This is a genomic window from Paractinoplanes pyxinae, from assembly GCF_026626335.1.
GTDB classification, from domain to species: domain Bacteria; phylum Actinomycetota; class Actinomycetes; order Mycobacteriales; family Micromonosporaceae; genus Actinoplanes; species Actinoplanes pyxinae.
This window is the reverse complement of sequence record NZ_JAPNTZ010000001.1, coordinates 610,843-637,450: the sequence shown is the minus strand read 5'-3', so window position 1 is coordinate 637,450 and position 26,608 is coordinate 610,843. Positions and strand designations below refer to the sequence as shown.

20 protein-coding genes are annotated in these 26,608 nt (G+C 70.8%); 12 read left to right on the top strand and 8 right to left on the bottom strand.

Annotation, left to right across the window (positions count from 1 at the left end; all coding sequences use genetic code 11):
• Positions 1-261: 261 nt before the first annotated feature.
• The 7 genes from OWR29_RS02705 (at position 262) to OWR29_RS02675 (ending at position 10,607) form a co-directional block, all read left to right on the top strand.
• The gene (locus OWR29_RS02705; RefSeq protein WP_267560686.1) at positions 262-1,353 is read left to right on the top strand and encodes a sensor histidine kinase; all 1,092 of its coding nucleotides are present in this window, start codon (positions 262-264) and stop codon (positions 1,351-1,353) included.
• Entirely contained in the window at positions 1,350-2,015 is a 666-nt protein-coding gene (locus OWR29_RS02700) for a response regulator transcription factor (RefSeq protein WP_267560685.1), read from the top strand. The genes OWR29_RS02705 and OWR29_RS02700 overlap by 4 nt, the downstream gene beginning before the upstream one ends.
• A gap of 131 nt (positions 2,016-2,146) precedes the next feature.
• The gene (locus OWR29_RS02695; protein ID WP_267561173.1) at positions 2,147-3,481 is read left to right on the top strand and encodes a cellulase family glycosylhydrolase; all 1,335 of its coding nucleotides are present in this window, start codon (positions 2,147-2,149) and stop codon (positions 3,479-3,481) included.
• Positions 3,482-3,709: 228 nt separating this feature from the next.
• Entirely contained in the window at positions 3,710-6,559 is a 2,850-nt protein-coding gene (rph, locus tag OWR29_RS02690) for a rifamycin-inactivating phosphotransferase (RefSeq protein WP_267560684.1), read from the top strand.
• A 134-nt stretch (positions 6,560-6,693) separates the two neighbouring features.
• Entirely contained in the window at positions 6,694-8,223 is a 1,530-nt protein-coding gene (locus tag OWR29_RS02685) for a M4 family metallopeptidase (RefSeq protein WP_267560683.1), read from the top strand.
• A gap of 215 nt (positions 8,224-8,438) precedes the next feature.
• Positions 8,439-9,311 carry an RpnC/YadD family protein gene (locus OWR29_RS02680; protein ID WP_267560682.1) on the top strand — a complete coding sequence of 291 codons (873 nt, stop codon included), beginning with the start codon at positions 8,439-8,441 and terminating at the stop codon, positions 9,309-9,311.
• A 93-nt stretch (positions 9,312-9,404) separates the two neighbouring features.
• Positions 9,405-10,607, top strand: coding sequence for an alpha/beta hydrolase (locus tag OWR29_RS02675; protein WP_267560681.1), 1,203 nt, complete (start codon positions 9,405-9,407; stop codon positions 10,605-10,607).
• Here the strand turns inward: OWR29_RS02675 and OWR29_RS02670 are convergent.
• On the bottom strand, positions 10,604-13,324 hold the full coding sequence (locus tag OWR29_RS02670) for a PQQ-dependent sugar dehydrogenase (protein WP_267560680.1): 2,721 nt from the start codon (positions 13,322-13,324) through the stop codon (positions 10,604-10,606). The genes OWR29_RS02675 and OWR29_RS02670 overlap by 4 nt on opposite strands.
• A 156-nt stretch (positions 13,325-13,480) precedes the next feature.
• On the opposite strand from OWR29_RS02670, the gene OWR29_RS02665 reads away from it, so the two are divergent.
• Entirely contained in the window at positions 13,481-14,500 is a 1,020-nt protein-coding gene (locus OWR29_RS02665; RefSeq protein WP_267560679.1) for a proline racemase family protein, read from the top strand.
• On the opposite strand, the gene OWR29_RS02660 is transcribed toward OWR29_RS02665, so the two are convergent.
• The 4 genes from OWR29_RS02660 to OWR29_RS02645 all read right to left on the bottom strand — a co-directional run bounded on the left by OWR29_RS02660 (position 14,501) and on the right by OWR29_RS02645 (position 20,426).
• Complete coding sequence (locus OWR29_RS02660) at positions 14,501-16,861, bottom strand: M4 family metallopeptidase (RefSeq protein WP_267560678.1); 2,361 nt, start codon at positions 16,859-16,861, stop codon at positions 14,501-14,503.
• 72 nt (positions 16,862-16,933) lie between these two features.
• On the bottom strand, positions 16,934-17,842 hold the full coding sequence (locus OWR29_RS02655; protein WP_267560677.1) for a hypothetical protein: 909 nt from the start codon (positions 17,840-17,842) through the stop codon (positions 16,934-16,936).
• Positions 17,839-18,936 (bottom strand): aminopeptidase P family protein, encoded by a 1,098-nt coding sequence (locus OWR29_RS02650; protein ID WP_267560676.1) that lies wholly within the window; start codon positions 18,934-18,936, stop codon positions 17,839-17,841. Before OWR29_RS02650 ends, OWR29_RS02655 begins: the two co-directional genes overlap by 4 nt.
• Positions 18,933-20,426, bottom strand: a complete 1,494-nt coding sequence (locus OWR29_RS02645) for an MFS transporter (RefSeq protein ID WP_267560675.1) — start codon at positions 20,424-20,426, stop codon at positions 18,933-18,935. The genes OWR29_RS02650 and OWR29_RS02645 overlap by 4 nt, the downstream gene beginning before the upstream one ends.
• A gap of 132 nt (positions 20,427-20,558) precedes the next feature.
• Between OWR29_RS02645 and OWR29_RS02640 the strand changes: the two genes are divergently transcribed.
• The 4 genes from OWR29_RS02640 to OWR29_RS02625 are packed head-to-tail and all read left to right on the top strand — an operon-like array spanning position 20,559 to position 24,994.
• The gene (locus tag OWR29_RS02640) at positions 20,559-21,830 is read left to right on the top strand and encodes a threonine/serine exporter family protein (RefSeq protein ID WP_267560673.1); all 1,272 of its coding nucleotides are present in this window, start codon (positions 20,559-20,561) and stop codon (positions 21,828-21,830) included.
• On the top strand, positions 21,827-23,248 hold the full coding sequence (gadC, locus tag OWR29_RS02635) for a glutamate/gamma-aminobutyrate antiporter GadC (protein WP_267560671.1): 1,422 nt from the start codon (positions 21,827-21,829) through the stop codon (positions 23,246-23,248). Before OWR29_RS02640 ends, gadC begins: the two co-directional genes overlap by 4 nt.
• A complete protein-coding gene (locus tag OWR29_RS02630; RefSeq protein WP_267560669.1) occupies positions 23,245-23,670 on the top strand; it encodes a hypothetical protein in 426 nt (141 codons plus the stop codon). The genes gadC and OWR29_RS02630 overlap by 4 nt, the downstream gene beginning before the upstream one ends.
• Positions 23,663-24,994, top strand: a complete 1,332-nt coding sequence (locus OWR29_RS02625; RefSeq protein WP_267560667.1) for a dipeptidase — start codon at positions 23,663-23,665, stop codon at positions 24,992-24,994. The genes OWR29_RS02630 and OWR29_RS02625 overlap by 8 nt, the downstream gene beginning before the upstream one ends.
• Here the strand turns inward: OWR29_RS02625 and OWR29_RS02620 are convergent.
• From OWR29_RS02620 to OWR29_RS02610, 3 genes are read right to left on the bottom strand one after another with little or no spacing between them, the layout of a single operon-like run.
• Positions 24,982-25,419, bottom strand: a complete 438-nt coding sequence (locus OWR29_RS02620; protein ID WP_267560666.1) for a hypothetical protein — start codon at positions 25,417-25,419, stop codon at positions 24,982-24,984. The genes OWR29_RS02625 and OWR29_RS02620 overlap by 13 nt on opposite strands.
• Before the next feature lie 6 nt (positions 25,420-25,425).
• Positions 25,426-25,644, bottom strand: a complete 219-nt coding sequence (locus OWR29_RS02615) for a DUF8691 family protein (protein ID WP_267560663.1) — start codon at positions 25,642-25,644, stop codon at positions 25,426-25,428.
• Positions 25,645-25,669: 25 nt separating this feature from the next.
• A complete protein-coding gene (locus OWR29_RS02610; RefSeq protein WP_267560660.1) occupies positions 25,670-26,512 on the bottom strand; it encodes a M48 family metallopeptidase in 843 nt (280 codons plus the stop codon).
• Positions 26,513-26,608 lie beyond the last annotated feature (96 nt).

The following is a 26,608-nucleotide window of genomic DNA, read 5'->3' as shown; positions in this document are numbered from 1 at the left end:
TGCCCCGACCTTGTCACGTGCGGGCGGCCACGTCCGGCACGGCCAACGGCCCGCCGCGACCTACGCTGTCTCGGCCCTGTCACGAATGGGGCGCGCCGCCAGCTATGACGGGCGCTGTCACGGCCCGGTCGCGGACAAGCGCGCATCCTGCTTCGCCGACAGCCGGCCGCGACAGACGAAAGTCGGGGCGGGCGGGCTCGGCTCGGGCAAGAGCTGGATGCTGTCACGCCGCTGTCACGTGTGGGCGGGCATGCTGGGCGGATGGGCGTCCGGTTGCGTTTCACCCTTCTGTACGGCGTGCTGTTCCTCGTTTCGGGGATTGGGCTTCTGCTGATCGTCGCGGCTTTCGGCGTACGGGCGTCGCGGCCCGCCGGGGAGCCGCTCGACCCGGCGGCGATGGAGCAGATCGACGCGGCGGCCGCGGCCCACAACCGGCAGCTCCTGGTTGGCGTGGTGGTCGCCCTGGCGTTCATGTTCCTGATGTCGTTGCTGCTCGGACGGGCGGTGGCGGGCCGAGTGCTGCGACCGTTGCGCACCATCACGGCGGCTACCCGGCGGATCAGCGCCGACAACCTGCACTCGCGGCTGGCCATCGCGGGGCCCGCCGACGAGGTCAAGGACCTGGCCGACACCATCGACGACCTGCTCGGCCGGCTCGAGGAGTCGTTCGCGGCCCAGCGCCGGTTCGTGGCCGACGCCTCACACGAGCTGCGTACGCCGTTGGCGACGATGCGGGCGGCAGTCGACGTGGCCGCGGCCAAACCGGCGCCGCCGCCCGAGGTGGTGCGGCTGGGTGACCGGGTACGGGCCGAACTCGACCAGCTCGAACGGCTGCTCGAAGGCCTGCTGGTGCTGGCCCGCGCCCAGCACGGCGCCCTCGACGGCCGCACGCCGCTGCCGGTCCGATCGCTGATCCCGGCCGGGACACCGCTTGCAGGCGATGACTTCCTCACCGTGGGGAACCCGGTCCTGCTGGCCCGCATGGTCTCCAACGTGGTCGACAATGCCACCCGCCACAACGAGCCGGGCGGCTGGATGATGGTGACGCTCTCCCCCGGCCTGGTAGTGGTCGAGAACGACGGCCCGGCTCTTGACCCGGGCGAGGTGGCGACGCTCGGCCGCCCGTTCCGCCGGCTCGGCGTATCCCGCACCCGATCGGGCCCGGGCACCGGCCTGGGCCTGGCGATCGCCTCCGCGGTGGCCTCGGCCCACGGCGGATCGCTCACCCTGCAGGCCCGACCTACCGGCGGCCTCCGAGTCGAGATCCGCCTGCCCATCTGCCCTGGAGCGGGGCAAGAGAGCCGGCAGGCCGGGTCGCCGCGAGGGGTGGAGGCCGAGGTGGAACGGTCGTGAGGGTGCTCGTGGTGGAGGACGCCGTTGCGCTGGCCGAGGTGGTCGCGGAAGGGCTGCGGGATCAGGGGATGGCGGTTGACGTGGCGCTCGACGGGCTGAGCGCCGCGGCGAAGGTGGACGTCAACGCGTACGACGTAGTTGTCTTGGATCGGGACCTGCCCGGTCTGAGCGGGGACACGCTGTGCGAGATGATCACCGGGCGGAGCGAGCGGGCGATGGTGCTCATGCTGACCGCCGCGGGGTCGGCCGATGATCGGGTGCGCGGGTTGACGCTCGGCGCCGACGACTATCTGGCCAAGCCGTTCCACTTTCCTGAGCTGGTGTTGCGTGTGCGGTCGCTGGCCCGGCGCCGGCCTGCCGCAACGGCGCGCACGCTCACCGCGGGCGACCTCGAGCTCGACCCGATCCGGCGAACCGTCACCCGGCGGGGCGTGCCGCTGAACCTCTCGGTCAAAGAGTTCGCGCTGCTCGAAGCGCTGATGCAGGCTGCGCCCGGTTATCTGAGCAGCGAGGCCCTGCTGGAGCAGGTCTGGGACGAGAACGCCGATCCGTTCACCAATACCGTCACCGTGACGGTCGGACGCCTGCGCCGCAAGCTCGGCGAGCCGCCGGCCATCGTCACCCTGCCCGGCGTCGGTTACCGCATCGCCGGGCCAGCCTGATTACATCGATGTTTCGCAATGGTTGACAACGCTGTCACGGTTCACGCAGTCTGGGAGCGCTCCCAAAATCCCCCTGGACCACGAGGTGAATCGTGAGTAAGCGCAGAAGATGGCTGAGCGGCCTGGCCGCCATGGCCGTCGCGGCCGGGCTCGGGCTGGCGGCCACCGCCCAGCCCGCGGCCGCCGCGACCGGCATCAAGGTCAGCGGCACGCAGATCCTGGAAGGCAACGGCAATCCGTTCGTCATGCGGGGTGTGAACCATGCGCACACCTGGTACGCGGACCGGTTCTCGTCGCTGGCCGACATCAAGGCCCTGGGCGCCAACACCGTACGCGTCGTGCTGAGCACCGGCGACCGGTGGACGCGCAACGACGCCGCCGACGTCAGCCGCGTGATCGCCGAATGCAAGCGGCTGCGCCTGATCTGCGTACTGGAAGCTCATGACACGACCGGGTACGGCGAGGACGCGGCGGCCACCACGCTGGCCAAGGCCGTCGACTACTGGATCGGGATCAAGAGCGCGCTGGACGGGCAGGAGAACTACGTCGTCCTGAACATCGGGAACGAGCCGTACGGCAACACGAACGCCAGCGGCTGGGTCGCCGACACCAAAAACGCCATCACTCGACTGCGCGCGGCCGGCTTCGCGCATGCGCTGATGGTCGACGCGCCCAACTGGGGCCAGGACTGGCAGTTCATCATGCGTGACAACGCGGCCTCGGTGTTCGCCGCTGACCCGCAGCGCAACACCATCTTCAGCATTCACATGTACGGCGTATTCGACACCGCCGCGGAAATCACCGACTACGTCGGACGGTTCCAGACGGCCGGCCTGCCCCTGGTGATCGGCGAGTTCGGCCACAACCACTCCGACGGCAACCCCGACGAGGACACGATCCTGGCCACCGCGCAGGCCCGCGGGATCGGCTACATCGGCTGGTCGTGGAGCGGCAACGGCGGCGGCGTGGAATACCTCGACATGGTCACCGGCTTCAACCCGGCCCAGCTCACGTCGTGGGGCACCCGCATCTTCAACGGCGCCAACGGCATCAAGGCCACCGCCCGCGAGGCCACCATCTACGGCGGCACAACCCCGCCGACCACGCCACCGACGACTCCTCCGACCACGCCTCCCACGACACCGCCGACCACGCCTCCCGCATCGGGTGCCTGCATTGCGACGTACGCGGTGACGGGCTCATGGGGCACCGGCTTCCAGGGCGCGGTGACCGTCAAGGCCGGCTCGGCCGCCATCCGAGGCTGGACCGTCACCTGGACGTGGCCCAGCGGCCAGCAGTTCACGAACAGCTGGAACGCCACGGTGACCACCTCCGGCAGCGCGGTCACCGCCCGCAACATGTCGTACAACGGCAGCCTCGCGGCCGGCGCTACCACTACGTGGGGCTTCACCGCCTCGTACGCCGGAACAAACACCGCCCCAGCCGTCACCTGCGCCGCCGTCTGACTCCAGACACATCCTCACACCGTGCGCCGGGCTCTCGACAGGAGCCCGGCGCTCCCATTTGCGCCGGTCCCCCTTCGGCAGCCGCGCACGGGCTCTCTGAACGCGAAAGGGAGCTCGGTGCACATCCGCACCAGCTCCCACTTCAACGTATACCGGAGTGCCCGTCTTGCGGCAAGACCCCCGGTTTGGCGCACAATCGGCCAGCCGAACCGAGGAGGATCAAGAACCGTGACCCGCTACGTCCTGGACCTGACCGAGATCGACCCGTCGGAGATCGCCCTCGCCGGCGGCAAAGGCGTCAACCTCGGCGAGCTGACAAGGATCGACGGCGTCCGGGTGCCGCCCGGCTTCTGCGTGACGGCCGAGGCCTTCCAGCGAGTCCTCGCAACCACGCCGGTGATCGCCTCCCTGCTGAACCGCCTGTCCCTACTCGGAGCAACCGACACCGAAGCAATCCGAACGCTCGGCGCAGAGATCCGCCATGCGATCAACACCGCGCCAGTCCCCGACGATCTGACCACAGCCATAACAAGCGCCCTGAACGAGCGAAACGCGCAACAAACGCCAACCAGCGACGTCACGGTTGAGCGAAGCGGGCAACAAACGCCAACCAGCGACGTCACGGTTGAGCGAAGCGCCCAACACCGGCCAACCAGCGACGCCAGCGACGTCAGCGACGTCAGCGACGTCAGCGACGTCAGCGACGTCAGCGACGAGCAAAACGCGCAACATACGCCGACCAACGACGCCACCGGCGAGCAAAACGTGCAACGAACGCCAATGAACGACGCCGCGGTTGAGCGAAGCGAACGAGATGCTGCGGTCGGGCACGTCCTGAGTGATCGCGGTGAGCAAGTTTCTTGGGCTGTGCGGTCCAGTGCGAACGCTGAGGATCTGCCGACTGCGTCGTTCGCTGGGCAGCACGACTCGTACCTCAACGTGGTGGGCCGGGAATCGGTGATCGAGCACGTCCGGCGGTGCTGGGCGTCGCTGTTCACTGATCGGGCGATCAGCTACCGGCTGCACAACGGCATCGACCACCGGCGTGTGCATATGGCCGTCATCGTGCAGCGGATGGTCACTCCGCGAGCGTCGGGTGTGCTGTTCACGGCCGACCCGGTCACTTCGAACCGGACGGTCGCGAATGTCGACGCCAGTTACGGGCTCGGCGAGGCGCTGGTATCAGGACTGGTCGATCCGGACGTCTACCAAGTGCGCGACGACGCCATCATCGAACGGAGAATCGCCACTAAACGGCTGGCGATCGTTCCGCGCCCCGCAGGCGAAACTGAGCAACGAGAGATCGAGCCGGAGCTCCAGGACCAGGCTGCCCTGAGCGATGAGGAAGTTCTGGCGCTTGTGCGGCTGGGGCGGCGGATCGAGGCCTACTTCGGGCGGCCGCAGGACATTGAATGGTGCTGGGGCGACGGCGGGTTGTGGATTGTGCAGAGCCGGCCGATTACGACTCTCTTTCCTGTGCCGGAGACGGGGGACGGCGAGAACCACGTGTACGTCTCGGTCGGGCATCAGCAGATGATGACCGACGCCATGAAGCCGCTCGGGCTGTCGTTCTGGCAGATGACCACGCCGCGGCCTATGGCTGAGGCTGGGGGGCGGCTGTTTGTGGACGTCACCGAGATTTTGGCTCGGCCGTCCAGCCGGGGGAATCTGATCGGCGCCCTCGGGAAGTCGGATCCGCTCATCGGTGGGGCTCTGCGGGCGGTCGTCGAGCGGGACGGGTTCCTGCCGGTTCGGGCGGACGAAGGGGCCGCCTGGGTGCCGCCGGGTGGCGGGGCCGAGCCGATCGAGACTGATCCGGCCGTGGTCACCGAGCTGATCGAGGGAGCCGAGCGGGCGCTGGCCGCCACTAAACGGGGCATCGCCGGGTTGTCGGGGGCGGCTCTGCTCGACTTCATCCGGGCCGATCTGCTCGACCTCAAGGCGGTGCAGTTCCGGTCGCACAGCCTGCAAGTCATCAACGCGGGCATGGATGCGGCCTGGTGGCTCAACGAGCACATGCTGGACTGGCTCGGCGAGAAGAACGCGGCGGACACGCTCACCCAGTCCGTGCCGCACAACATCACCTCGGAGATGGGCCTCGCGCTGCTGGACGTGGCTGACGCCATCAGGCCGTACCCGGAAGTTGTGGCCTTTCTGGAAACGGTTGAGGACGAGAACTTCGTCGACCAGCTGCCGGCGGGGCCGCGGGAGGCCTTTCGGCTTTTCCTCGACAGGTACGGGATGCGCTGCGCCGGCGAGATCGACATCACGCGGCCTCGGTGGAGCGAGCGGCCGACCGCCCTCGTGCCGCTGATTCTCGGCAATGTGCGCAACTTCGAGGCGGGCGCTCACCAGCGGCTCTTCGAGCAGGGGCGGCAGCAGGCCCTCGAGAAAGAGCGCGAGCTGCTGGGGCGCCTGGACGGCAAGCGGGCCGAGGAGACCAAGCGGATGATCGACCGCGTCCGCATGTTCAGCGGCTATCGCGAGTACCCGAAGTACCACATGATCAGCCGCTATCTCGTCTACAAGCAGGCCCTGCTGGCCGAGGCCGGCCGTCTGGTCGCGGCAGGCGAGCTCGACGACCGCGAGGACATCTTCTTTCTCCGGTACGACGAACTGGCCGACGCCGGGAGCCGGAGGCCGCTGATCGCTGAGCGCCGGGCGGCGTACGAGTCGTACCTGAATCTGACCCCGCCCCGCGTGTTCACCTCGGACGGCGAGGTCATCACCAGCACGTACGGGCGGGAAGCGGTGCCACCCGGCGCGCTGGAGGGGCTGCCCGTCTCGGCCGGAACCGTGGAGGGGCGGGCGCGCGTCGTCCGGGACATGGCCGACGCCGAGCTCGAGCCGGGCGACATCCTGGTCACCGCCTACACCGACCCCAGCTGGACGCCGGCCTTCGTCACCATCGCGGGCCTGGTGACCGAGGTGGGCGGGCTGATGACGCACGGCGCCGTGATCGCCCGCGAGTACGGGCTGCCGGCAGTGGTGGGCGTCGAGCGGGCGACCCGGCTGATCGAGGACGGGCAGCGGGTGCGGGTGCACGGCACCGAGGGGTACGTCGAGATTCTGGCCTGAGGTCGAGGGTTTTCCCCATTACGGAGATAGACCCCCATATATAGCGTCACTTGTGTCTCACCCGGACCGGCCATCCGCCGGGCCGGGAGCCGAGCCCGCCCGCCACCCCCGCGGGCGGGGAAGGAGTACGCAAGATGGCTCGAATTCCCCTGGTCATCACGCTGGCGGCGGGCACCGCCGCGGCGTCGGCGCTGGTCGCCGTGACCGGTCCGGCCGCCGCCAAGCCGCCGACGCCGTCCGCCGACGCGGTCGCGGTGGCCGACGCCGTGGTGGCCGCCCGCCCCGCCGCCCTGCGGGCGAGCAAGCACGACACGTTCCAGCGGCGCCAGGTCTACAAGTCGCACGGGCTGACGTACGCGTCGTACGACCGCACCTACAAGGGCCTCCCGGTCAAGGGCGGCGACTTCGTGGTGGTCACCGACGACGCGGGCCAGACGCGCTACACCTCGGTCGCGCAGAGCAGCCCGCTGGGCGAGCTGTCGACCGCGCCCGGCATCGCCCAGAGCGCGGCCGTGGCGACGTCGAAGGCGCAGCTCAAGACCGTCAGCGGGGTCGAGGGCACCCGGCTCGTCGTGGTCGCCACCGAGGGCCAGGCGGCCAAGCTCGCGTACGAGACCACGGTCAACGGCACCAGCGCCGCGGGCATCAGCCGCCTCACCGTCGACGTGGACGCGGCGACCGGCGCCGTGCTCAGCACCGAGGAGCACGTCACCGAGGCCACCGGCACGGGCACCGGCTGGATCAACGGCACGGTCTCGCTCAGCACCACCCAGTCGGGCTCGACGTACTCGCTCAAGGACCCGTCGACGACGAACCTGAGCTGCCAGGACGCCTCGACCCGGGTGACGTTCAGCGGCCCCGACAACGTGTGGGGCAACGGCAACGGCACCAGCAAAGAAACGGGCTGCGTGGACGCGCTGTACGTGGCGCAGAAGCAGAAGGCGATGCTCTCGGCGTGGCTGGGCCGCAACGGCCAGAACGGCTCGGGCGGCGCGTGGCCGATCCGGGTCGGGCTGAACCAGCAGAACGCGTACTACGACGGCACCCAGATCCAGATCGGCAAGAACACCGCGGGCCGGTGGATCTCGTCGCTCGACGTGGTCGGCCACGAGCTGGGCCACGGCATCGACGACAAGACCCCGGGCGGCATCTCGAAGGGCGGCACCCAGGAGTTCGTGGCCGACACCATCGGCGCGGCCACCGAGGCGTACGCCGCCAACGCCAACGACCCGTTCGACTACCAGGTCGGCGAGGAAGTGAACCTGGTCGGCAGCGGCCCGATCCGGTACATGTACAACCCGTCGCTCGCCGGTGACGCCAACTGCTACTCGAGCAGCACCCCCGGTTCCGAGGTGCACTCGGCCGCCGGTCCCGGCAACCACTGGTTCTACCTGCTGGCCCAGGGCAGCGGCGGCAACGGCCAGCCGGCCAGCTCGACCTGCAACGGCACCACGGTGGCGGGCGTCGGCATCCAGAACGCCATCAAGATCATGTACAACGCGATGCTGCTGAAGACCTCCAGCTCCTCGTACGCGAAGTACCGCGTGTGGACGCTGCAGGCCGCCAAGAACCTCACCCCGGGCAACTGCACCCAGTTCAACGCGGTCAAGGCCGCCTGGAACGCGGTCAGCCTGCCGGCCCAGTCCGGCGAGCCCACCTGCTGATCCGATCAATTGTCCGGCCCGGCGTGTCCCCCGACGCGCCGGGCCGAACTGCATTCACCGGGGCGACGCCCGCGGCAGCCGGCGACGACCTTGGGGTTGCGCCGCAGGGAGTGGATATACGACAACCCTGGCCGGAGGTCAACTAGGCTCTTGACAGCTAGTCATGTGAACACCATGCTGGGCGTCGCGCCGATGGTGAGCGCGAAGGAGGAACGATGACCGAAAGCGCGTCCACCAAGGTTGCATCTTCCGCAGCGGCCCGCGACTTCGACGGCCTTTACAAAGCGCTGCTGCAAGCCCATCCCCGCGAGGCTCTGCATCTGCTGTGTGGCGCGCGTGTCGATGGCCAGGCCGTCATAGTCGACGGGCCGACCGAGCAGCCACGACAACGCAGCCGACAACGCGACAAGGTGTTCGTGGTCCGAAACGGCAGCGGGAGCCCCGCCGACGTCTACCACGTTGAAGTTCAGGTCAAGCGGACTGTGGACTTTCAGGAACGCATGGTCGCCTACTGGGCCGACCTGGCACTCAAATACCGTCGAGCGGAGCACCGCATCCACCAGATCGTGCTCTGGCCACTGGGCGGAGGGTATTCCGGCCGCTTCGAGCGCGACCACGCCCGCCTCGACTACCGATCGGTCAACATTCCCGACGACCTCGACCCGGGCGCGCTGCTGGCCGGGCCCCTGGCGCCGTTGGCTCTGTGGGCTCGGAAACCGCCGCCTGATTTGGAGGAACGGGTCGCCGATCGCATCGCCGCGACCAGCGCGCTCGAAGAACAAACGGTGCAGATCGAACTGGCTATGCTCGTCGGAGGGACAATGTCGGTGCAGGTTGTCGAAGCGTTGCGGAGGCGGGGCATGGACAACGTTCTCGCGCAGACGGAACTGGGCCGCGAGATCGCGCGCCGAAGCCGGGAGCAGGGCCTGGAGCAGGAACGTGTGGACGGGATGCGGGCGCTCCTGCGGGCGCGTTACGGAGAGTTCGACGACCTGGACGACCTCGCCCACGACCTGGCCACCAGCGATCGCGACGGGAGCATCGCCCGGATCGTCGCCGGCGCCACCCTGGACGAGCTGCGCGCCTGAGACGCCGGTGTGACCCGGGTACAGCAGGCTGTACCTGGAAGTGGGTAGTCAGCCGGATCGATCTTCGTCGCCGCCGAAAATAGCGTTCTGGGCATGACGAACAACTACCGCAAGCTGACGATCGGCCTCACGACGGCCGCCATCCTCGCCGCGGGCGTCGGAGTCGCCCGGGCCGACAGCGTCACCGAACGAGCCGCGCAGACGATCAGCTGGGACGGCGTCACCCGGGAGCCGGTGAAAATCGACTTCGGGAAGGGCTGGGTGACCGACGCCGAGCTCACCTACCCCACCGCGAGCACCGGCCGCCTGCCGCTCGTGATTTTCCTGCACGGCAGCGGCCACAACGACATGAACCAGACGCTGCCCGAGGGCAAGGGCTCGACCTTCGTGCCGCTGGCTCAGGCCGTCAGCCGGGAGGGCTTCGCGACCCTGCGCTTCAACAAGCGGGGCGTCACCGGGATCGGGCCCGTCGAGAGCACCGACCCGGCCCAGCTCAACCCCGATAAGCCGTACGAGCAGATTCAGAAGGACGCCGCGTCGGTGATCCGCTTCGCCGGGAAGTCGGACCGCGTGGACCCGTCGAAGATCTTCCTGCTCGGGCACAGCGAGGGCACCAACGTGGCCGCGAACCTGGCCGCCGAACCGCGCAAGTTCGGCATCCCGAAGCCGGCCGGCGTGGTCGAGATGGGCGTGGTCGGCCTGCCCATCAAGCAGCTGCTGACCCTGCAAATCTACGGCCGGCTGCTGCTGCAGATGCACGACGAGTTCGACGTGAACGCCGACGGCCAGCTGACCGCGGCCGAGGCCACCGACGGTCTGGTCGGCCAGCCCAAGGAGGTCGCCGACCAGTACCGCTCGATCCTGCTCAAGGGCAGGAAGGTGCTGCCGAGCACCGACACCAACCGTGACGGCCGGATCGCGATCGATGCCGAGGCTGGTCCGGTGCTGCGGAAGATCACGCACATCGACGACTACCCGAACCTGCCCGACCTGGACCAACCGACGATCGACTACGCCAACGACATCGCCCGCTTCCCGACCGTCTCGCAGGCGCTGCCCAAGTTCGGCGGCCCGACGTTGCTGCTGAACGGCGAGAACGACCTGCAGACCCCGGCCCGCGCCGCCCTGGTGGCCGACGCCGCCGTGGCCAGGGCCGGCAACCCGGACCACAAGATCGTGATCTACCCGGGCATGGCGCACACCATGAACATCACCCCGAAGTTCACGCCGGAGTTCGGCGAGCCCGACAAGCAGGTCATCACCGAGATCCAGGGCTGGCTCAAGGCCCGCCGCTAGGCCGGGGGCCGGGGCTTCAGCAGCGTGATGCGGGAAGCCCCGAGCTCGGTCACATAGAGGAAGCCAGTCGCTTGGTCCTGGGTCAGGTCAAGCGGCTGGCTGAATCCCGTGAAGCCCACGATCCCGGTCGTCCGGTTGGACAGCCCGCCCGACGCGGCCACGTCGAACGTCTCGATGTCCTGCCCCGACGAGTAGCGCACCACCAGCAGCTTGCCGTCGAGCGCGCCACCCCGGTACTCGATCGCGCCGTTGGCCGAGGCGTGCAGCCCCGCGTCGTACGTGCCGGCCAGGTCGAAATTCGGGTCGGGGGCCGTGCCGACCGGGTAGGCGCCGACCTGGAACGGATCGGCGCCCGCGGTCGGATTGCCGCCGGCCAGCACCCATTCGCAGCGTGTCGGGTTCGGATGACCGTAGTAGCGCCCCGCGCGCACGTCGAAAACGTAGTCGGTCTCGGCCGTGGGCACGTTGGTCAGCGCGGGCACGGCCGGTCCCGTATAGCCGCGGCGGGCGCACGAGGCCGGCAGCGTGGCCGGAGTCGCGGGCGTGTTGCCGCCCGCCGCCGAGCCGTTCGTCGGCGCGTAGAGATGCCCGTTGCGGTGCCACACCAGGTCGTAAGCGTTCCGCACGCCGGTGGCATGCAACGTCAAAGGCGAAGTTCCCGCGTACGGGCTATAGGTGCCGCCTTCTTCGGTCTTCACATCGAGGGGCAGCGTGGCCGGCAACCGCGCCACGTCCAGCCGCAGAACAGCCGCGCTCAGCAACCGCTCCGGCCGGTTCCCCCACGTCGCATCGGCCGCGCCCATCGCGTTGTTGGCGCCCTGCGACACGTACAGCGCGCCGTCCGGCCCGAACGCTATCGAGTTGGTCTCGTGATCCTTGACCGACCGCGGCAGGTTCACCACCACCGGCGTGTAGGTGCCGAGGTCGGAGCCGCTGAGCCGCCCGATCCGCCCCGACCAGTCGGGCACGTTGAGCGGTCCCACGTACTCGTAGTTGTCGGTGACCCACAGGATGGGGGCGGCCGCGGTCGAGGCGGGGTCGAAGGCCAGGCCGATGACCGTACGGGCCGGTGCGCCCGGCAGACCCAGCGCGGATGCGTTCGTACGGACCGAATTGATGATCGTCGGCGTGCCGAGCGTTCCGCCCGCGTTGATGGGGAACCGGAAGATCCGCCCGTCGAGCGTGCCCGCGTAGAGCCACCCGTCCGGTCCCTTGAGGACACTCGTGAACGGCGCTCCGGTGGCCACGCCGACGGTCTTGTCGAACGCGGCCGGGCCGCCGCCGGTCGGGTTGCCGCTGGCTGTCGTGAAGACGATGGAGTACGGCGCGAAGGGCTTGCCGGTCACGTCGGTGACGCCCGGGGTGACGGTGAAGCGGTACGCGGTCAGCGGCGCCAGCGGGGCGGTCGGCGACAGGTTGATGACGTCGCCTCCCCCGCTTGTGATGGTGGTCGCCGCGACCGGCGCGCCGTCGCTCAGCCGCGTCAGGGTGACCGTCGAGCTGGTCAGCGAGGCGGCCCGCACGCCGCCGTTGGGCAGCACGAGATCCTCGACCACGCTGGAGGTCAGCGGCACGCCGGTCGCGCCGTTGGCGGGCGTGCTGGTGCGCACGGCCGGTGTGGTCTCGGCGCCCGCCACGGCCACGATGTCGGCGTACGCGAACTTGGTGTTGACCCCGCCGGCCGGGCTCAGCGTGACCCGCCCGTCGGTGACTCGTACGATCCGGGTGGCGGTGGCGAATTTGGTGGTGGCGTTGGGAATGAACGCGGCGATGGCGTTCTGGTCCTCGATGGACACCCAGTTGGTGCTGTTGACCGCGGTGCCGGCGTCCCCGACCGCGACGGTCACCGTGTAGAGCCCGTTGGGGACGGCCGCCTCCCACGCGCCCGGGGTGGTCACACCGGCCGAACCGGCCGGAAGCTGCGCGTGCATGAAGGTGGCCAGCCGTGCGTCGGCCTGCCCGGCGGCCGGGTTGCGGTTGCGGCCGTTGCCGGTGAGGTCGACCGGCGTACGTTCGCCCAGATCGACCCAGCCGTAGCCGCGAGCCGCCGTGAACGCCCCGCCCGAGTCGCGCACGTAGCCCGCGGCGGGCGCGGTCGCCGCGTCGGAGAAGTCCACCTTGAGCGGAACGAAGTCGGCGGTGACACGGCTGATCTCGACGTAGTTGAGCTTGGTGTTGGTGCCGCCCACGGCGTCCAGGGTCAGCCGACCGTCGGCGACAGCCACGGTGACGGTTGCCGCGCGGAACTCGGCCGCTGCGGTGCCGACGAAGCCGTCGATGGCCACGATGCCCTCGGCCCGTACGGTGTGGCGGCTGTCGTACGCGGGCTGGTCGCCGGCCGACACGGTCACCTGATAGGTGCCGTTGGGGACGACGTACTCCCAAGCGCCCTCGGTGAGCACGCCGTTGGCGCCGCCGACATCGCCGTACTGCAGATGCACCACCGTGTTGAGGCGGGCGTCGACGCCGGCTCGCGCCCGGTCCCGGGTGTTGCGCGTGAGATCGAGCGGCGTGGCTGTCCCCCGCTGCACCCAGCCGTACCCGCGCCCGGCGTCGAAGGCGGCGCCCGTGTCGGCGACATAGCCCGACGGCACGGCCGAGGCGGCCGGCTGGAAATTGACTTTAGCCACCGGGGTGACGGCGGCGGTGGCGGGCGCGGCCGGCGCCACGATCCCGGCAGTGACGAGCAGAGCGGCAACCCAGAGACGACGGCCCATGGCCGACAACGTCGCACATCGATGACGCGGCCGACCGATTCCGTTCGCCGGCTGCCGCTGGCTGCGAGTTCCGCCGCATCCCGCTATTTCGCTGGAACGAGCTTGATTGTCGCCCGTGCCCGCCCGATCCCGCCCGGCCCCGGATAGGTTGGGCCGATGGCGCAATCCGACATCCGCACGGTCGACTACCACACCGGCGGCGAACCGTTCCGGATCGTCGCGGAACCGCCGATGCCGATCCCGGGCGCGACGGTGGCCGAGCGCCGCATGTACGCCGTCGACGACCCCGCCGTCGACGGCCTGCGGCGGTTGCTCTGTTTCGAGCCGCGCGGCCACGCCGACATGTACGGCGGGTTCCTGACCCCGCCCGACGACGACGGCGCCGTGCTGGGCGTGCTGTTCTGGCACAAGGACGGCTTCTCGACCGCCTGCGGGCACGGCACCATCGCGCTCGGCACCTGGGCGATCGAGTCCGGTCTGGTGGCACCCGACCCCTCCGGCGTCACCGAGGTGCCCATCGACGTGCCGTCCGGGCGGGTGGTGGCCCGCGTGCACACCGACGGCGGCCGAGTCACGCGAGCCGACTTCGTCAACGTGGCCAGCTATCCGATCGCCCGGCAGGTCAAGGTGCCGACGTCACGGGGCGAAGTCATGGCCGACATCGCGTACGGCGGAGCCATCTACGCCCACGTGCCGGCCTCGGCCGTCGGACTCAGCGTGGAGGCGGCCGCGATCGACCAGCTGATCGCCGTGGGCCGCGAGATCAAGTGGGCGCTGAACGACAGCGAGCACGCCCGCCACCCGGACGACGACCGGCTCAGCGGCATCTACGGCACGATCCTGTACGACGACCTGGGCCGGGACGCGGACGGGAACCCGCACCAGCGCAACGTCACCGTCTTCGCCGACGGCGAGGTCGACCGGTCGCCGTGCGGCTCGGGCACGGCGTCCCGGGTGGCAATGCTGGCCGCCACCGGAGAACTCGGTGACGGCCAACGGCTGGTCCACGACTCGATCGTCGGGTCCCGCTTCCTCGCTCACATCGAACAGCACGTCACCGCGGGCGGGCGGCCCGCGGTGATCCCGGTCGTCACTGGCACGGCCCACAAGACGGGCGAGCACCTGTTCGTGGTCGATCCGGCCGACACCCTGGTTCCGGGGTTCGTGCTGCGCTGACTACTCCAGCCACACCTCGACGGTCAGGGGCGCGCTGCGGCGGCCGTCCTTGTAGACGACCACGACGGTGGCGGTGTACTGCTTGGCCGGGTCGAGGCCGGGGATCTCGGCGTACGTGGTCGCCCCGTCCTCGATCATGATGGTGGGGCCGCCCGGCTCGATCGTCAGCTCGTAGCCGAACGAGTCGTAGTCGCTCGACGGCGCACCCCACTGCGCGAACGCGTCCGGCCCGGTGAAGTAGGCGAACATGTAGGGCGCCGGGGCCGGCGGCGCGGGCTCGTCGACCGTCCAGGTGAACGTCACCGACGAGACCGCATCGTCGTTGTCCGTGGCCGTGAGGGTGACCTCGAACGTGCCCACCGTCGTCGGCTTGCCGTGGATCTCGTAGCCGTACGTGCCCTCGTCCAGCGTCAGGCCGTCCGGCAGACCGCTGACGCTCCACGTCACGATGTCCGGCTCCTCCAGGCGCGGCCGCAGCAGCACGGACTCGCCCACCCGCGTCCGCTGCGGTCCCGGGTTCTCGACCTTCGGCGGGGTGTTCACGTGCCACGTGAACACGGTGTACGCCTTGCGGCCGGTCGGGTCGGTCACCGTGATCGACACGACCGACGAGCGGTCCTCGACCAGCGTCCCGGTGATCAGGCCGTCCTCGGTCATGGTGAGGCCCTGGGGCAGCCCCTCGGCCGTGAAGATCAGGCGCTCCCCCTCGGTGTCGGTCGCTTGGACCTGCAGGCGCACGGTGTCACCGACGAGGTTGAACTGGTCGTCGACCTCCACGACGACCGGGTACTGCGGGACCGGCGGCTTGGCCTCGACGTGCACGGCGGTCCAGGCGGCGGCCACTGCCGCGTACTCGGCGCTGGTCTTGCCGTACAGGTCGGTGGCGCTGCTCAGCGTGGCGGCCCGGGCGTCGCCGAAATCGGTCGTGGAGACCATGTAGCGGGTGAGCGCCCGGTACCAGATGGCCCCGGCCTTGTCGCGCCCGATGCCGGTCACCGCGGCGGCGCCGTCGCACGGGACGGACTCGCCCCACTGGGACTTCGCGCTGCCCTCGGCCAGCGTGTAGAAGAACTTGTTGGCCACGCCCGAGTTGTAGTGCACGTCCCGGTAGTAGTCGCCGTCCCAGCAGCCGACCGACTCGCCGTCGCGGGCCGGGTCGTCCATGTACCGCAGCGGCTGGCCCGGGCCGCCGAAGTCGGTGAGCTCGCCGACGAGATAGTCCGGCGCGTCGGCCGGGTTGGCCGCGGCGAATTCGACCAAGGTGCCGAAGATGTCGCTCGTCGCCTCGTTCAGCGCGCCCGACTCACCCCAGTACTCGAGGTTGGCGGTCGCGCCGGTGACCCCGTGGCTCCACTCGTGGGCGACGACGTCCTGCGAGGTGAGCGCCCGGCTGTAGCTGTCGCCGGCGCCGAAGCGCATGCAGCGGCACTCGTCGTCCCACATCGCGTTGCCGTCGGCCGAGCGGTCGTGCACGACGGTCAGCGCGCCCCGGCCGTCGTCGGCGATGCCGTTGCGGCCGAAGGCGCCCTTGAAGTAGTCCCAGGTCTGCTGTACGCCGTGGTGGACATCGACGGCCAGGGTGGCCGGGTCGGCCAGCGTGCCGTCGCCCCAGGCGTTGTCCGCGTCGGTGAAGGCGGCCGTCTGCTCGCGGGAGGGCGAGTCGAGGTTCTGGCCGTCGCGGGTCTCGGAGTTGCCCCGCGCGGGGTCGACGAGCTCGTAGGCGCCGTCGTCCCGCCGGGTGGTGCTCAGCGCCACCTGGCCGGCCAGTGCCCCGCGCCCGGTGCCGTCCGCCGTGTGGACCGTGCCGACCTTGCGCCGCAGGGCGCCGGTCGTGGCGTCCACGATGAACTGGGCGTCGCGGCCGTCGACGTCGATGCGCCAGGCCAGCACCGGCTTGCCCGCGGTGGCGTCGACGACCAGCTCGGCGGTCCGCTTCCCGGCCGGCAGCTTGGCCGTGGTGGCCGCCTTGGCAGCGGAGACGGCAGGCGTGGTCGCCACCTTGATGGCCTGCTCCTGCGCCACGGTGGCGCCGCGCAGACGGCCGTCCGGCCGCGAGTGCACGACGAAGTCGCCGCCGAGCACGGCCAGGCCCTTGTACGTGCGGTCGAGGCGCACGTGCCGGGTGCCGTCGGCGTCCACCACGACGCTGCGAGCCGTGTACTTCTCGTCGGCCCCGCCCCGCACGACGCCCCGGTTGCGTTGCACCAGCGACTTGGCGTCGGCGGCGGCCCGCTGCCGCGCGGCCGGATCACTCGGCGAAGGCGCGGCCATCGCCTGGTCGGTCGTCGTCACGACGGCGGCGCCCGCGGCGACCACCGCGATGAGCGCCGCGACGCCCGGAAGAAGGCGTTGTGCAGCCACTTGTTCCCCGTTCCCCGTTGATTGCCGGAGGGCAACATAGCGGACTTTCTCTATATCGATCGATCCCGAAGCTCAGATGTGGCCCGGCTCACCACCGGGGTACGCGGCCGGACCGGGCTGGGCGGGCGGGATGACCGGCGGAGGCGGCAGGGCAGCCTCGAGCGCGTCCAGCAGCGTGTCGACCTCCGAGCGGGACAGTTCGTTCTCGGCCCGTACGGTGAAGTCGTCCACGGCGGCGATCAGGTCGCGCAGCAGGCCGGCGATCTGGGCCGCGCCGGCCTGGGCCGCTGTATCGGGGGCGCGGGTGGACAGGTCGGCCCAGCGGGCGGCCAGCCCGGCCAGTTCCTCGCGCACCGGGGGCCACGACAGGGCCTGGTCGGCGGTCGGCCGCTGGGCCCGGACGCGGGGAAGGCGTGTGTGGATCTCGGTACGCGTCTCGGCGGCGAGCCCGGACGCGAAGGCCCGCCACTGAGCGGCCCGCCGGGAGCGGCCGACGAGCAGGACGGCGACGAGCGCGCCGAACAGGCCGAGCACGAGCAGCCACCCCAGCCATCCGAAGCCGCCCGAGCCGGAATCGTCGGCGACCGCCACAGCGGATGCCGGCGTAGTCCCGGCCGGCGCCTCGGGCGCCGTGGTCCGCGCCGGCTCGGCGGGAGCGGGCGCTGCAGTCCGCGAAGGCCCGACGGTGGCCGGCAGCGTGGTGCGAGCCGGTTCGGCAGTGGGGGCCGGCTGAGCGCGGGTCGGTTCGTCGGTGACGGCCTCGCGCGTGCGGGTCGGATCGGCAGTGGCCGGCTCGCGCGTGCGGGTGGGCTCGGCGGTGACCGTCTCGCGTGTGCGAGTCGGCTCGGCAGTGGGCCGCGGCGACGCAGTGCGTTCGGCGGACGGCCGCGACGACGGCAACGACTCGACGCCACCCCCGTCTCCGCATGCCGCCACAAGAACCAGCACCGCAGCCGGCAGAAGGACGACCGATCGCTTCACGCGACGATCCGCAGGCCGTGGTCGGTGTTGTTGAGGCGGCGCCCACCCGTCTCCGTCACGGTCACGATGTCCTCGATGCGGACGCCGAACTGCCCCGGCAGGTAGATGCCCGGCTCGATCGAGAAGCACATCCCCGGCACGAGCGTGTGCTCCTCACCGCGTACGAGATAAGGGGGTTCATGAGTCGTCAGGCCGATGCCGTGCCCGACCCGGTGGATGAAGAACTGCCCGTAGCCGGCGTCCGTGATGAGCTGCCGGGCCACCCGGTCGATCTCCTGGCAGGCCACGCCGGGCCGCACCGCCTCCAAGGCCGCCTGCTGGGCCGCCCGCACCACGTCGAACACCTCTTGCTCGCCCGCCGTCGGCGGCCCGACATGAACCGTACGCGTGGTGTCGGAACCGTAGCCGTCCTTGAGCCCGCCGAAATCGAGCACCACCATGTCGCCGTCGCGGATCACCCGGTCGCCCATCTCGTGGTGCGGGTTGGCGCCGTTCGGCCCCGAGCCCACCACCGTGAAGTCCACTTGAGAGTGCCCGAACTCGCGCAGCAGCCGGGCCAGTTCGGTGCCCACCCCGGTCTCGGTGCGACCGGCGAACCGTACGCCGACGATTTTCTCGTACGCCGCGTCGGCCGCCGCCCCGGCCGCGGCCAGCCGTTCGACCTCGTCCTCCTCCTTGACCGCCCGCAGCATCGGCAGGGTGCTCGTCATCGAGGTGCACCGCACCGACGGCTGCGCGAGCTGCAGGGCCAGCAGGTGCATCGCCCACGCCGAGTCCGACAACGCATAGCGCCCACGCGGCGCGACCAGCCCGGCCAGCACGGCGTACGGGTCGTCGCCGTCCTTCCAATCGGCCAGGGTCACCGCCGCGACTCCGTCGGCCGCCTCGGCGTCCGGCCGTTCGAGCACCGGCACGACCAGGTGCGGGTCGCGCCCGGCCACCAGCACCAGCACGGTGAGCCGCTCGGTGATCGCGGTCGGCTGGTAGCCGGTGAAGTAGACGAGGTCGGGCCCGGGCGTGACCAGCAACCCGTCCAGCCCGGCCTCGTGCGCCTGGGCCAAAGCCCGCTCGATCCGATGCGCGTACGACTTCATGACCTGGAACCTCCCGTTGTGACCACAGGGATGGTGTGGCTGGTCGACGCGGCCGCGGCCGAGCGGTGAACCGCCTCGACCCGCCCGCCGCGGTGCCGGCCCATCAGCAGCAGCAGGGCCACGCCGAGGGCCGACATGACCGCCAGCAGCAGCGACGCCCGCGAGAAGCCGGCCGCCAGCGCCTCGGCCGCCGACTCTCCGGCCGCCCGCCGGGCGTCGGTCACCGCCGTCGAGACCGTGGCCGCCGCGGCCACCGCGAGCGACCCGCCCACGTACCGGGCCATGTTGGAGATGCCCGAGGCCGCGCCCACCTGCTCGGGGCTGACGGCCGCGGTCGACGCCGAGGAGGCGGGCCCGTTGGCCAGGCCCAGCCCGACCGCGATGCCGATCAGCGGCCCGATGAACCCGGCGTACGTCCACGAGGCCGTCACGAAGAACAGGATGAGAAAGCCCACCGCGCCCAAGCCGAACCCGAGGGCGACCGCGGCCCGGCTGCCGATCCGCACGGCCAGCGGCGTGATGACCGGGGTGATGGCGATCATGGCGGCCGCCGCGGGCAGCGTGGCCAGACCGGCCTGCAGCGGGCTCAGGGCGAACGCGGCCGGGTCCTGGAAGTACAGGCTGAGCAGATACATCAGCGCGTTGATGGCCCCGGCCACGAGCAGGATGGCCAGCGTCGCCCCGACCAGGATCCGGTTGCGCAGCAGGCTCAGGTCGACCAGCGGAGCCGTGGCCCGGCGCTCGGCGGCGACGAATCCGACCGTCCCGCCCACTGTGATGACGAGGCAGAGCAGGACGGGCCACGAGAACCAGCCCCAGCTGCTGCCCTCGCTGAGCGCCAGCACCAGCGGCACCAGCGCCACCGCCACCAGCACGGTCCCGAGCACGTCGATCGAGCGCGGCCGGTCGGGGTCGCGGGACTCCTTGACGGTCAGCACGGTCAGCGGCACGCAGGCGGCCGCGACGAGCGCGTCGATCCAGAACAGCCCCTGCCAGCCGGCCGCGTCGACCAGCACGCCGCCGATCAGCGGCCCGGCCGCCGCACCCACGGCCGAGGCGGCGCCCCACAACGTGATGGCCTTCATCTGACCCGCGCCGGACGAGTCGACCGAGAGCAAGCTCATGCCGCAGGCCAGAATGGTCGATCCGGCCGCACCCTGGATCAGCCGGCCGATGATGACTCCGGCGCCACCCTGGGCCAGCGCAATGACGACGCACGAGGCCACGAACAGCAGCAGCCCGAGCACGAAGACGCGGCGGCGGCCGAAGACGTCGCCCAGCGCGCCCGACGTGACGATGACGGCCGCGCCGACCAGCATGTAGCCGGTGACCGCCCACTGCAGCTGATCGATCGGCGCGCCCAGGTCGGCGCTGATCGCGGGCAGCAGAATGGTCACGGCCGAGGTGTTGGCGTTGACGACGAGCGCCGAGATGCAGGCCGCCAGCAGCACGCCCAGCCCGGCCGACTTCCGCACTCCGGTCTGCGTCATGGCGTGAAGCGTCTCCGGGCGCGGGCGGCCGGGGCATCCTTCGCGAGGGATGAATACGCGGGCCACGCTCCGGCCCTAGCGTCCGGGCATGACCGACACCGTGCTGTACCGGGCGCTCCGGAGAGCTGCGCAGTGACCAGGGCGGCCGAGGACGAGGTGGTCGACCTGCTCGGCGACCTGACCGACTGGCTGCTCGGCTCGAGCTTCGAGGGCACGATGCGCTGCGAGGCGGTCGTGCGGGACATCGCCGCGCGGTACGGCCACTCGGTGGAGGTGACGTTCCTGGCCGACTCGGCCATCGTCACGGTTGGCGGGCGGACCCGGTCGTACGCGCGGGAACCGGGTGTTCCCCCGCTGCACCAGGTGTCGGAATTCAAGCGGCTGGTCGCCGACATCCACCGCCGTCCCGTGCCGCCGGCCGAGGCGTCCCGGCGGCTGGCGGCGATCCGGGCGATGCCACCCCGCTGGTCGAAGCCGTGGCAGGTGGCCGGCCTGGTCTGCTTCACGGTCGGCTTCGGCATCTCGGTGCAGGCCACCTCGCAGCAGGTTGCCGTCTCGGCGCTCACCGGGCTGCTGGTCGGCCTGCTGGTGGTGGCGGGCGGCACGCACCGCCGGGTCGTGCTGGTCTCGCCGTTCCTGGCCTCGCTGGTCGTGACCGGGATCGTGCTCACGCTGGCCGAGCACGGGTTCATCGAGGGCGGCCCGATCCAGCTGATCGTGCCCGCGCTGTTCTATTTCATCCCGGGCGACGCCATCAGCGCCGCCGCCCTCGAGCTGGCCACCAACCGGATGACCGCCGGCGCCGCCCGCCTGGTCTACAGCGTGGTCGTCCTGCTCGTGCTGGCGTTCGGCGCCCTGGTGGCCGCGGTCCTGCTGCGGGCGCCGGCGAGCGACCTGTTCGACACGACCGTACCCGGGAACCTCGGCCCGCTGCTGGTGTGGGGCGGCTGGGTGCTGTTCGCGATCGGGGTGATGCTGACCTTCTCGATGGCGCCGCGTGACTTCCCGTGGGCGCTGGGTCTGGTGCTGCTCACGGCCGGGGTCACCGAGCTGGGCACGCGGGCCTTCGGCGACCCGGCGGGCACCTTCTTCGGCGCGATCGCGATGACGCTGGCCGCGCTGCTGCTCGGCCGCCGGCCGGGGCTGCCTCCGGCGTACGTGCTGTATCTGGGCGCGTTCTATGTGCTCACTCCGGGCTCGCACGGGCTGCGCGGGCTGGAGAGCTGGATCGGCGGCGACGAGGTGGGCGGCGTGACCGGTGTCGCCGACATGGTGGGGCTCCTGATCGCCATCGCCGTGGGCATGGTGGTCGCCGCGGCATCCCTCTCCCGGGATGAGGTGCGGTCATCCGCACGCGCCGATGATGCGGGCAGATCTTCGACGCGCAGAGAGGAAGCGGCATGAGCACGGTGCCGGACGAAACAAGTGTGCGAACCAGGCGGACGGTCGCCTACATCTCCTGGGTGGCCCTGGCGCTGATGACAACGAGTTCGGTGGCCAGCCTGCGACCGGCGCCGACGATGGCCGTCTACGGTCTGGCCAGCATTTTCCTGTACGTCGTGCCGGCCCTGGTCTTCCTGCTGCCGACCGCCCTGGTCTCGGCCGAGCTGGCCTCGGGCTGGGAGGGCGGCGTCTACAACTGGGTGAGCCAGGGGCTGTCCAAGCCGCTCGGCTTCCTCGCCGTCTGGTGCCAGTTCGCCATGACGATCTTCTATTACCCCAGCCTGCTCGGCTTCGTGGCGAGCACGCTGGCGTACGTCATCGATCCCGACCTCGCGGCGAGCGGCGTCTGGACCGCGATCGTCATCATGGTCTGCTACTGGACCGGCGTGTGGGTCTCGTCCCGCGGCACCAGCGGCGTGGCCGGGCTGGCCAGCGGCGGCCTCATCATCGGCACCCTGATCCCGGGGACGCTGCTGGTCATCCTGGGCATCGCCTTCCTGGGGCAGGGCAACGAATCGGCCGCCCCGATGGCCGCGAGCAACCTGCTGCCGGCCTGGGCCGGGCTGTCCAGCCTGGTGCTGATCGTCAACAACTTCCTGTCGTACTCGGGCATGGAGATGAACGCCGTACACGTCTCGTCGCTGCGCAACCCGGGCCGCGAGTTCCCCCGCGCGATGTTCCTGTCGATGGGCCTGGTGCTGGTCATCTTCATCCTGCCCGCGCTGGCCATCAGCTGGATCGTCCCGGCCGACCAGCTGTCGCTCACCGCCGGCGTCATGCAGGCGTTCGACGCGGTGTTCGCCGCCTTCGACTCGCAGTGGCTGACCCCTATCCTGGGCGTCATGCTGGTCGCCGCGTCGCTCGGCGGCATGCTGACCTGGCTGGCCGGGCCGTCCAAGGGCCTGCTGCTGATCTCGCGCCAGGAGGGCTATCTGCCGCCGTTCCTGCAGCGGCTGAACAAGCACGGCGTCCAGCAGAACATCCTGGTCACGCAGGGCCTGGTGACCACGCTGATCGCGCTGGCCTACGCGTTCATCCCGGACGTCTCCAGCGCGTACTGGATCTTCTCGGTGATCACCACCCAGGTCTACCTGATCATGTACCTGCTGATGTTCGTGGCCGCTGTGCGCCTGCGCCGCAACCAGCCCGAGCACCCGCGCGGCTACCGCGCCCCGATGCTCACCTCGCTGTGCGGCGTCGGCTTCGCGGCCTCGCTGGCCGCCCTGCTCATCGGCTTCATCCCGCCGTCGCAGTTCGGGTCGGGCAGCGTCGGCGTCTACCTGGTGATCGTGGCCGGCGGGGCGCTCGGGCTCGGCCTGCTCGTGCCCTACTTGTTCCTCAAGCTGCGTAAGCCCTCCTGGAAGGTTCCGGTCTCATGATGCACAACACCCGTCCGGTGACCTATCTGGTCCTCGGCGTCGCCTTCCTGCTGCTGACCGGCGTCGCGCTGTTCACCTTCACGAGCGGCGACGACGACGACCAGGACGCCGAGGCCAAGGCCGTACGCCTGAACGCGGAACTCGTCTCGGCCGGCCTGCGCGCGCCGGCCCCCGATCAGATCGCCCGCGTGCTGGGCGACGACGGCGGCGCGGTCTGCGCCGACCCGGGCAACGCGCTGCGCCGCAGCACCCTCTACGGCATGCTGACCAACGGCGCCGCCGGCCCCGGGCAGCGTCCGGTCATCGCCGGCAACAACGTGCTCAAGGGCCAGCTGGCCATCATGAAGGTCTACTGCCCGCAGCACCTGGACGAGCTGCAGCGGATCGCCGGCGACCTCAAGACCGGAGCCGTCGATGCGTGACCTTATCGATTCCCTGATGGGCCGGGCCCGCGACGACCTGGCCGCCCTGGTGGCGATCCCGTCGGTCGCCGACCCCCGGCAGTACCCGCCCGAGGAGTGCGCCCGCGCGGCCCGGTGGGTGGTCGACCACTTCGCCGAGGCCGGGCTCACCGGCCTCGGCCTGCACGAGACGAGCGACGGAAGCCGGGCCGTCTACGGCGAACGGCGATCGTCCGAGAAGGACGCTCCGACCGTGCTGCTGTACGCGCACTACGACGTGCAGCCGCCGTTGAACGAGAAGGCCTGGCGTACGCCGCCGTTCGAGCTCACCGAGGCCGGCGGCCGCTGGTACGGGCGTGGGGCCGCGGACTGCAAGGGCAACATCGTCATGCACCTCACCGCGCTGCGGGCCCTCGGCGACGACGTGCCGGTGAACCTCAAGCTGATCGTGGAAGGCTCCGAGGAACAGGGCACCGGCGGCCTCGAGAACTTCGTGACGGCCAACCCGGATCTGCTGCGGGCTGACGCCATCCTGGTCTGCGACACCGGCAATGCCGCGGTCGGCGTCCCGGCCGCCACGGTGACCCTGCGCGGCCTGGTCAACGTGGTCGTCACGGTCGAGGCGCTGGCCGGGGAACTGCACTCCGGCATGTTCGGCGGGGCGGCCCCGGACGCGCTGGCGGCGCTCGTGCAGATGCTGGCGAGCCTGCGCGACAGGGCCGGCAACACCACGATCGCCGGGCTCGAGAACGGCCAGTCCTGGACCGGCGCGCCCTACCCGGCGGCCGCCTTCCGCTCCGACGCCGGGCTGCTCGACGGGGTGAGCCTGCTCGGCGACGGCTCGGTGTCGGACATGATCTGGGCCCGGCCCGCCGTCACCGTGCTCGGCCTCGACTGCCCGCCGGTGGTCGGCTCGGCCGCGGCGATCCAGCCGCACGCCCGGGCCCGGCTCAACCTGCGGGTGCCGCCGGGCACGGACGCGGTGAAGGCGCAGGACGCGCTCGTCGCCCACCTGCACGCGGCGGCGCCGTGGGGCGTGCGGGTGCGGGTCGACGAGGAGGCGCTCGGGCAGCCGTTCGAGGCGCGTTCGGGCGGACCGGCCTACCAGGCGCTGGCGGCGGCCATGCGGACGGCGTACGGGCGAGAGATGACCACGCTCGGCCAGGGCGGCTCGATCCCGCTGTGCAACGTCTTCGCCGACACCTACCCGGACGCCGAGATCATCCTGATGGGGGTCGAGGAGCCGCTCGCGCTGATCCACGCCCCCAACGAGAGCGTGGACCCGTCCGAGATCGCCGCCCTGGCCACCGCCGAGGCGTTGTTCCTGCGGAGCTACAAGGGATAGAGCCCGGCCGGGGGCTTCGGCAGATCGCTGACCGCCGCGGCGAGGTACGGCCCGACCAGTTCGAGCCGGGCCTCGGCCGCGGCGGTCATTTCCACGATGGCGCCGCCGACCGACAGGCGCACCGAGAGGTCGGCGGTGCGGGGCCGCACGTACACCCCGACCGGTTGCACCTTGGCCGCCAGCCGCAGCGTGCGATCGCGCACCGGGCCGCGCCGGACGACCAGCACGTCACCGCTCCAGCGGGCCCACATGGGCCGCGTCCAGAGCCGGCGCAGGCCCGGCCAACCGGCCGGGGCCTCTCCGTAGACCCGCCGGAACCGGCACCGGAAGGACGGCCCGTCCTGGGCGAACCGCCGCCGCGCCCGCACTTCCCGGACCAGGGCGAGAACGACCAGCAGCACGGAAACAGCGACGAGCGCGCGCATGACGGCTCAGACGTCCTCGTCCGCGGGCAGCCGGCGCACCTCGATCAGGCGCAGACCCAGCCCGTGGATGCGCGAGATGAGCCCGACCACCGCCGACTGGTCGGGCAGCGAGCCGTGCAGCACGGTCTCGGGCGGCTCGACGCTCACGGTGAGGTCGCGCAGCTCGTCGAGCAGCTCGTCGGGCAGCACCCCGGACACCCGGACCTGGTAGGTCGCGTCAGTCATCGGACTCGTCCCTCCCCCGCTCCGATCAGACCGTCGTCTCGGACTCGGCGCCCCGCAGACGCCCGTGCAGCAACCCCAGCCGGAACAACCGTTCCAGGCGCCGGACGGTGAACGGGTGCGACTGCGGCAGCTGGGCCAGCTCGACCCAGAAGCCGCGCAGCCGCCGGCCCTGACGCACCAGCTCGTCCACGTCGGTGGTGTGCTCGGTGTAGCGGCCCGAGGCCAGCAGCACTAAGCCGGTGGCGCCGGACGGGCACAGGTGCGCGCCGTGCCGGTCGCACGAGTACTCCCGCAGCCGCGAGAGCGCCGGGCCGAGCAACGGGATGCGCTCCGAGTAGGCCACCGCGAGCTGATACCACAGCGCGACGTGGTGCAGCCGGATGTGCCCCAGCTCGTGACCCAGGATGAACCGCAGGCCCTCCCGATTGTTCTGGTACAGGTTCACGAACAGCTCGTTCGACAGCACCACGTAGTCGTGACCGGTGGCCTGGGCCGCGAACGCGTTGAGGGTGCCGTTGCCGTTGGCCAGATAGATGTTCGGCCGGCGCGGCAGCCCGAGCTTGTGCGCGAAATCGTCGGCCACGGCGTACAGCTCCGAGTACTGCCGCGGCGACAGCTCGACCGCGGTGCCGCGGATCTGGGCCCGCTGGGTCTCGCGGACGACGATCAGGCCCGGCACGAGCAACAGCAAGCCGATGAAGGCGGACCGCACCGTGGTCGCCCACCCGGAGTCGTGGAACCGCTCGGGCAGGAAGGGCAAGGTGATCGCCGCCTGCACGATGAACCAGATGATGGCCACGTTGAGCACCACCATGAACACGAAGAACGGCAGCTCGGCGGGGTGCCGTAGCCGTGTGGAGTTCGACACCGTGGTTCCCCCTGTTCCCTTTGTCCCTGCGATCCCCCGACCCTTCACCGGCTGATCGCCGCGCGCCTCATCCCGCCGGTATGAGGACCACCGGCG

Bases quoted from the DNA above. Each gene is read 5' to 3' on its own strand.
- OWR29_RS02705 (WP_267560686.1), top strand. From the start codon at position 262: ATGGGCGTCCGGTTGCGTTTCACCCTTCTGTACGGCGTGCTGTTCCTC.
- OWR29_RS02695 (WP_267561173.1), top strand. From the start codon at position 2,147: ATGGCCGTCGCGGCCGGGCTCGGGCTGGCGGCCACCGCCCAGCCCGCG.
- OWR29_RS02685 (WP_267560683.1), top strand. From the start codon at position 6,694: ATGGCTCGAATTCCCCTGGTCATCACGCTGGCGGCGGGCACCGCCGCG.
- OWR29_RS02680 (WP_267560682.1), top strand. From the start codon at position 8,439: ATGACCGAAAGCGCGTCCACCAAGGTTGCATCTTCCGCAGCGGCCCGC.
- OWR29_RS02675 (WP_267560681.1), top strand. From the start codon at position 9,405: ATGACGAACAACTACCGCAAGCTGACGATCGGCCTCACGACGGCCGCC.
- OWR29_RS02670 (WP_267560680.1), bottom strand. From the start codon at position 13,324: ATGGGCCGTCGTCTCTGGGTTGCCGCTCTGCTCGTCACTGCCGGGATC.
- OWR29_RS02665 (WP_267560679.1), top strand. From the start codon at position 13,481: ATGGCGCAATCCGACATCCGCACGGTCGACTACCACACCGGCGGCGAA.
- OWR29_RS02650 (WP_267560676.1), bottom strand. From the start codon at position 18,936: ATGAAGTCGTACGCGCATCGGATCGAGCGGGCTTTGGCCCAGGCGCAC.
- OWR29_RS02645 (WP_267560675.1), bottom strand. From the start codon at position 20,426: ATGACGCAGACCGGAGTGCGGAAGTCGGCCGGGCTGGGCGTGCTGCTG.
- gadC (WP_267560671.1), top strand. From the start codon at position 21,827: ATGAGCACGGTGCCGGACGAAACAAGTGTGCGAACCAGGCGGACGGTC.
- OWR29_RS02630 (WP_267560669.1), top strand. From the start codon at position 23,245: ATGATGCACAACACCCGTCCGGTGACCTATCTGGTCCTCGGCGTCGCC.
- OWR29_RS02625 (WP_267560667.1), top strand. From the start codon at position 23,663: ATGCGTGACCTTATCGATTCCCTGATGGGCCGGGCCCGCGACGACCTG.
- OWR29_RS02620 (WP_267560666.1), bottom strand. From the start codon at position 25,419: ATGCGCGCGCTCGTCGCTGTTTCCGTGCTGCTGGTCGTTCTCGCCCTG.
- OWR29_RS02615 (WP_267560663.1), bottom strand. From the start codon at position 25,644: ATGACTGACGCGACCTACCAGGTCCGGGTGTCCGGGGTGCTGCCCGAC.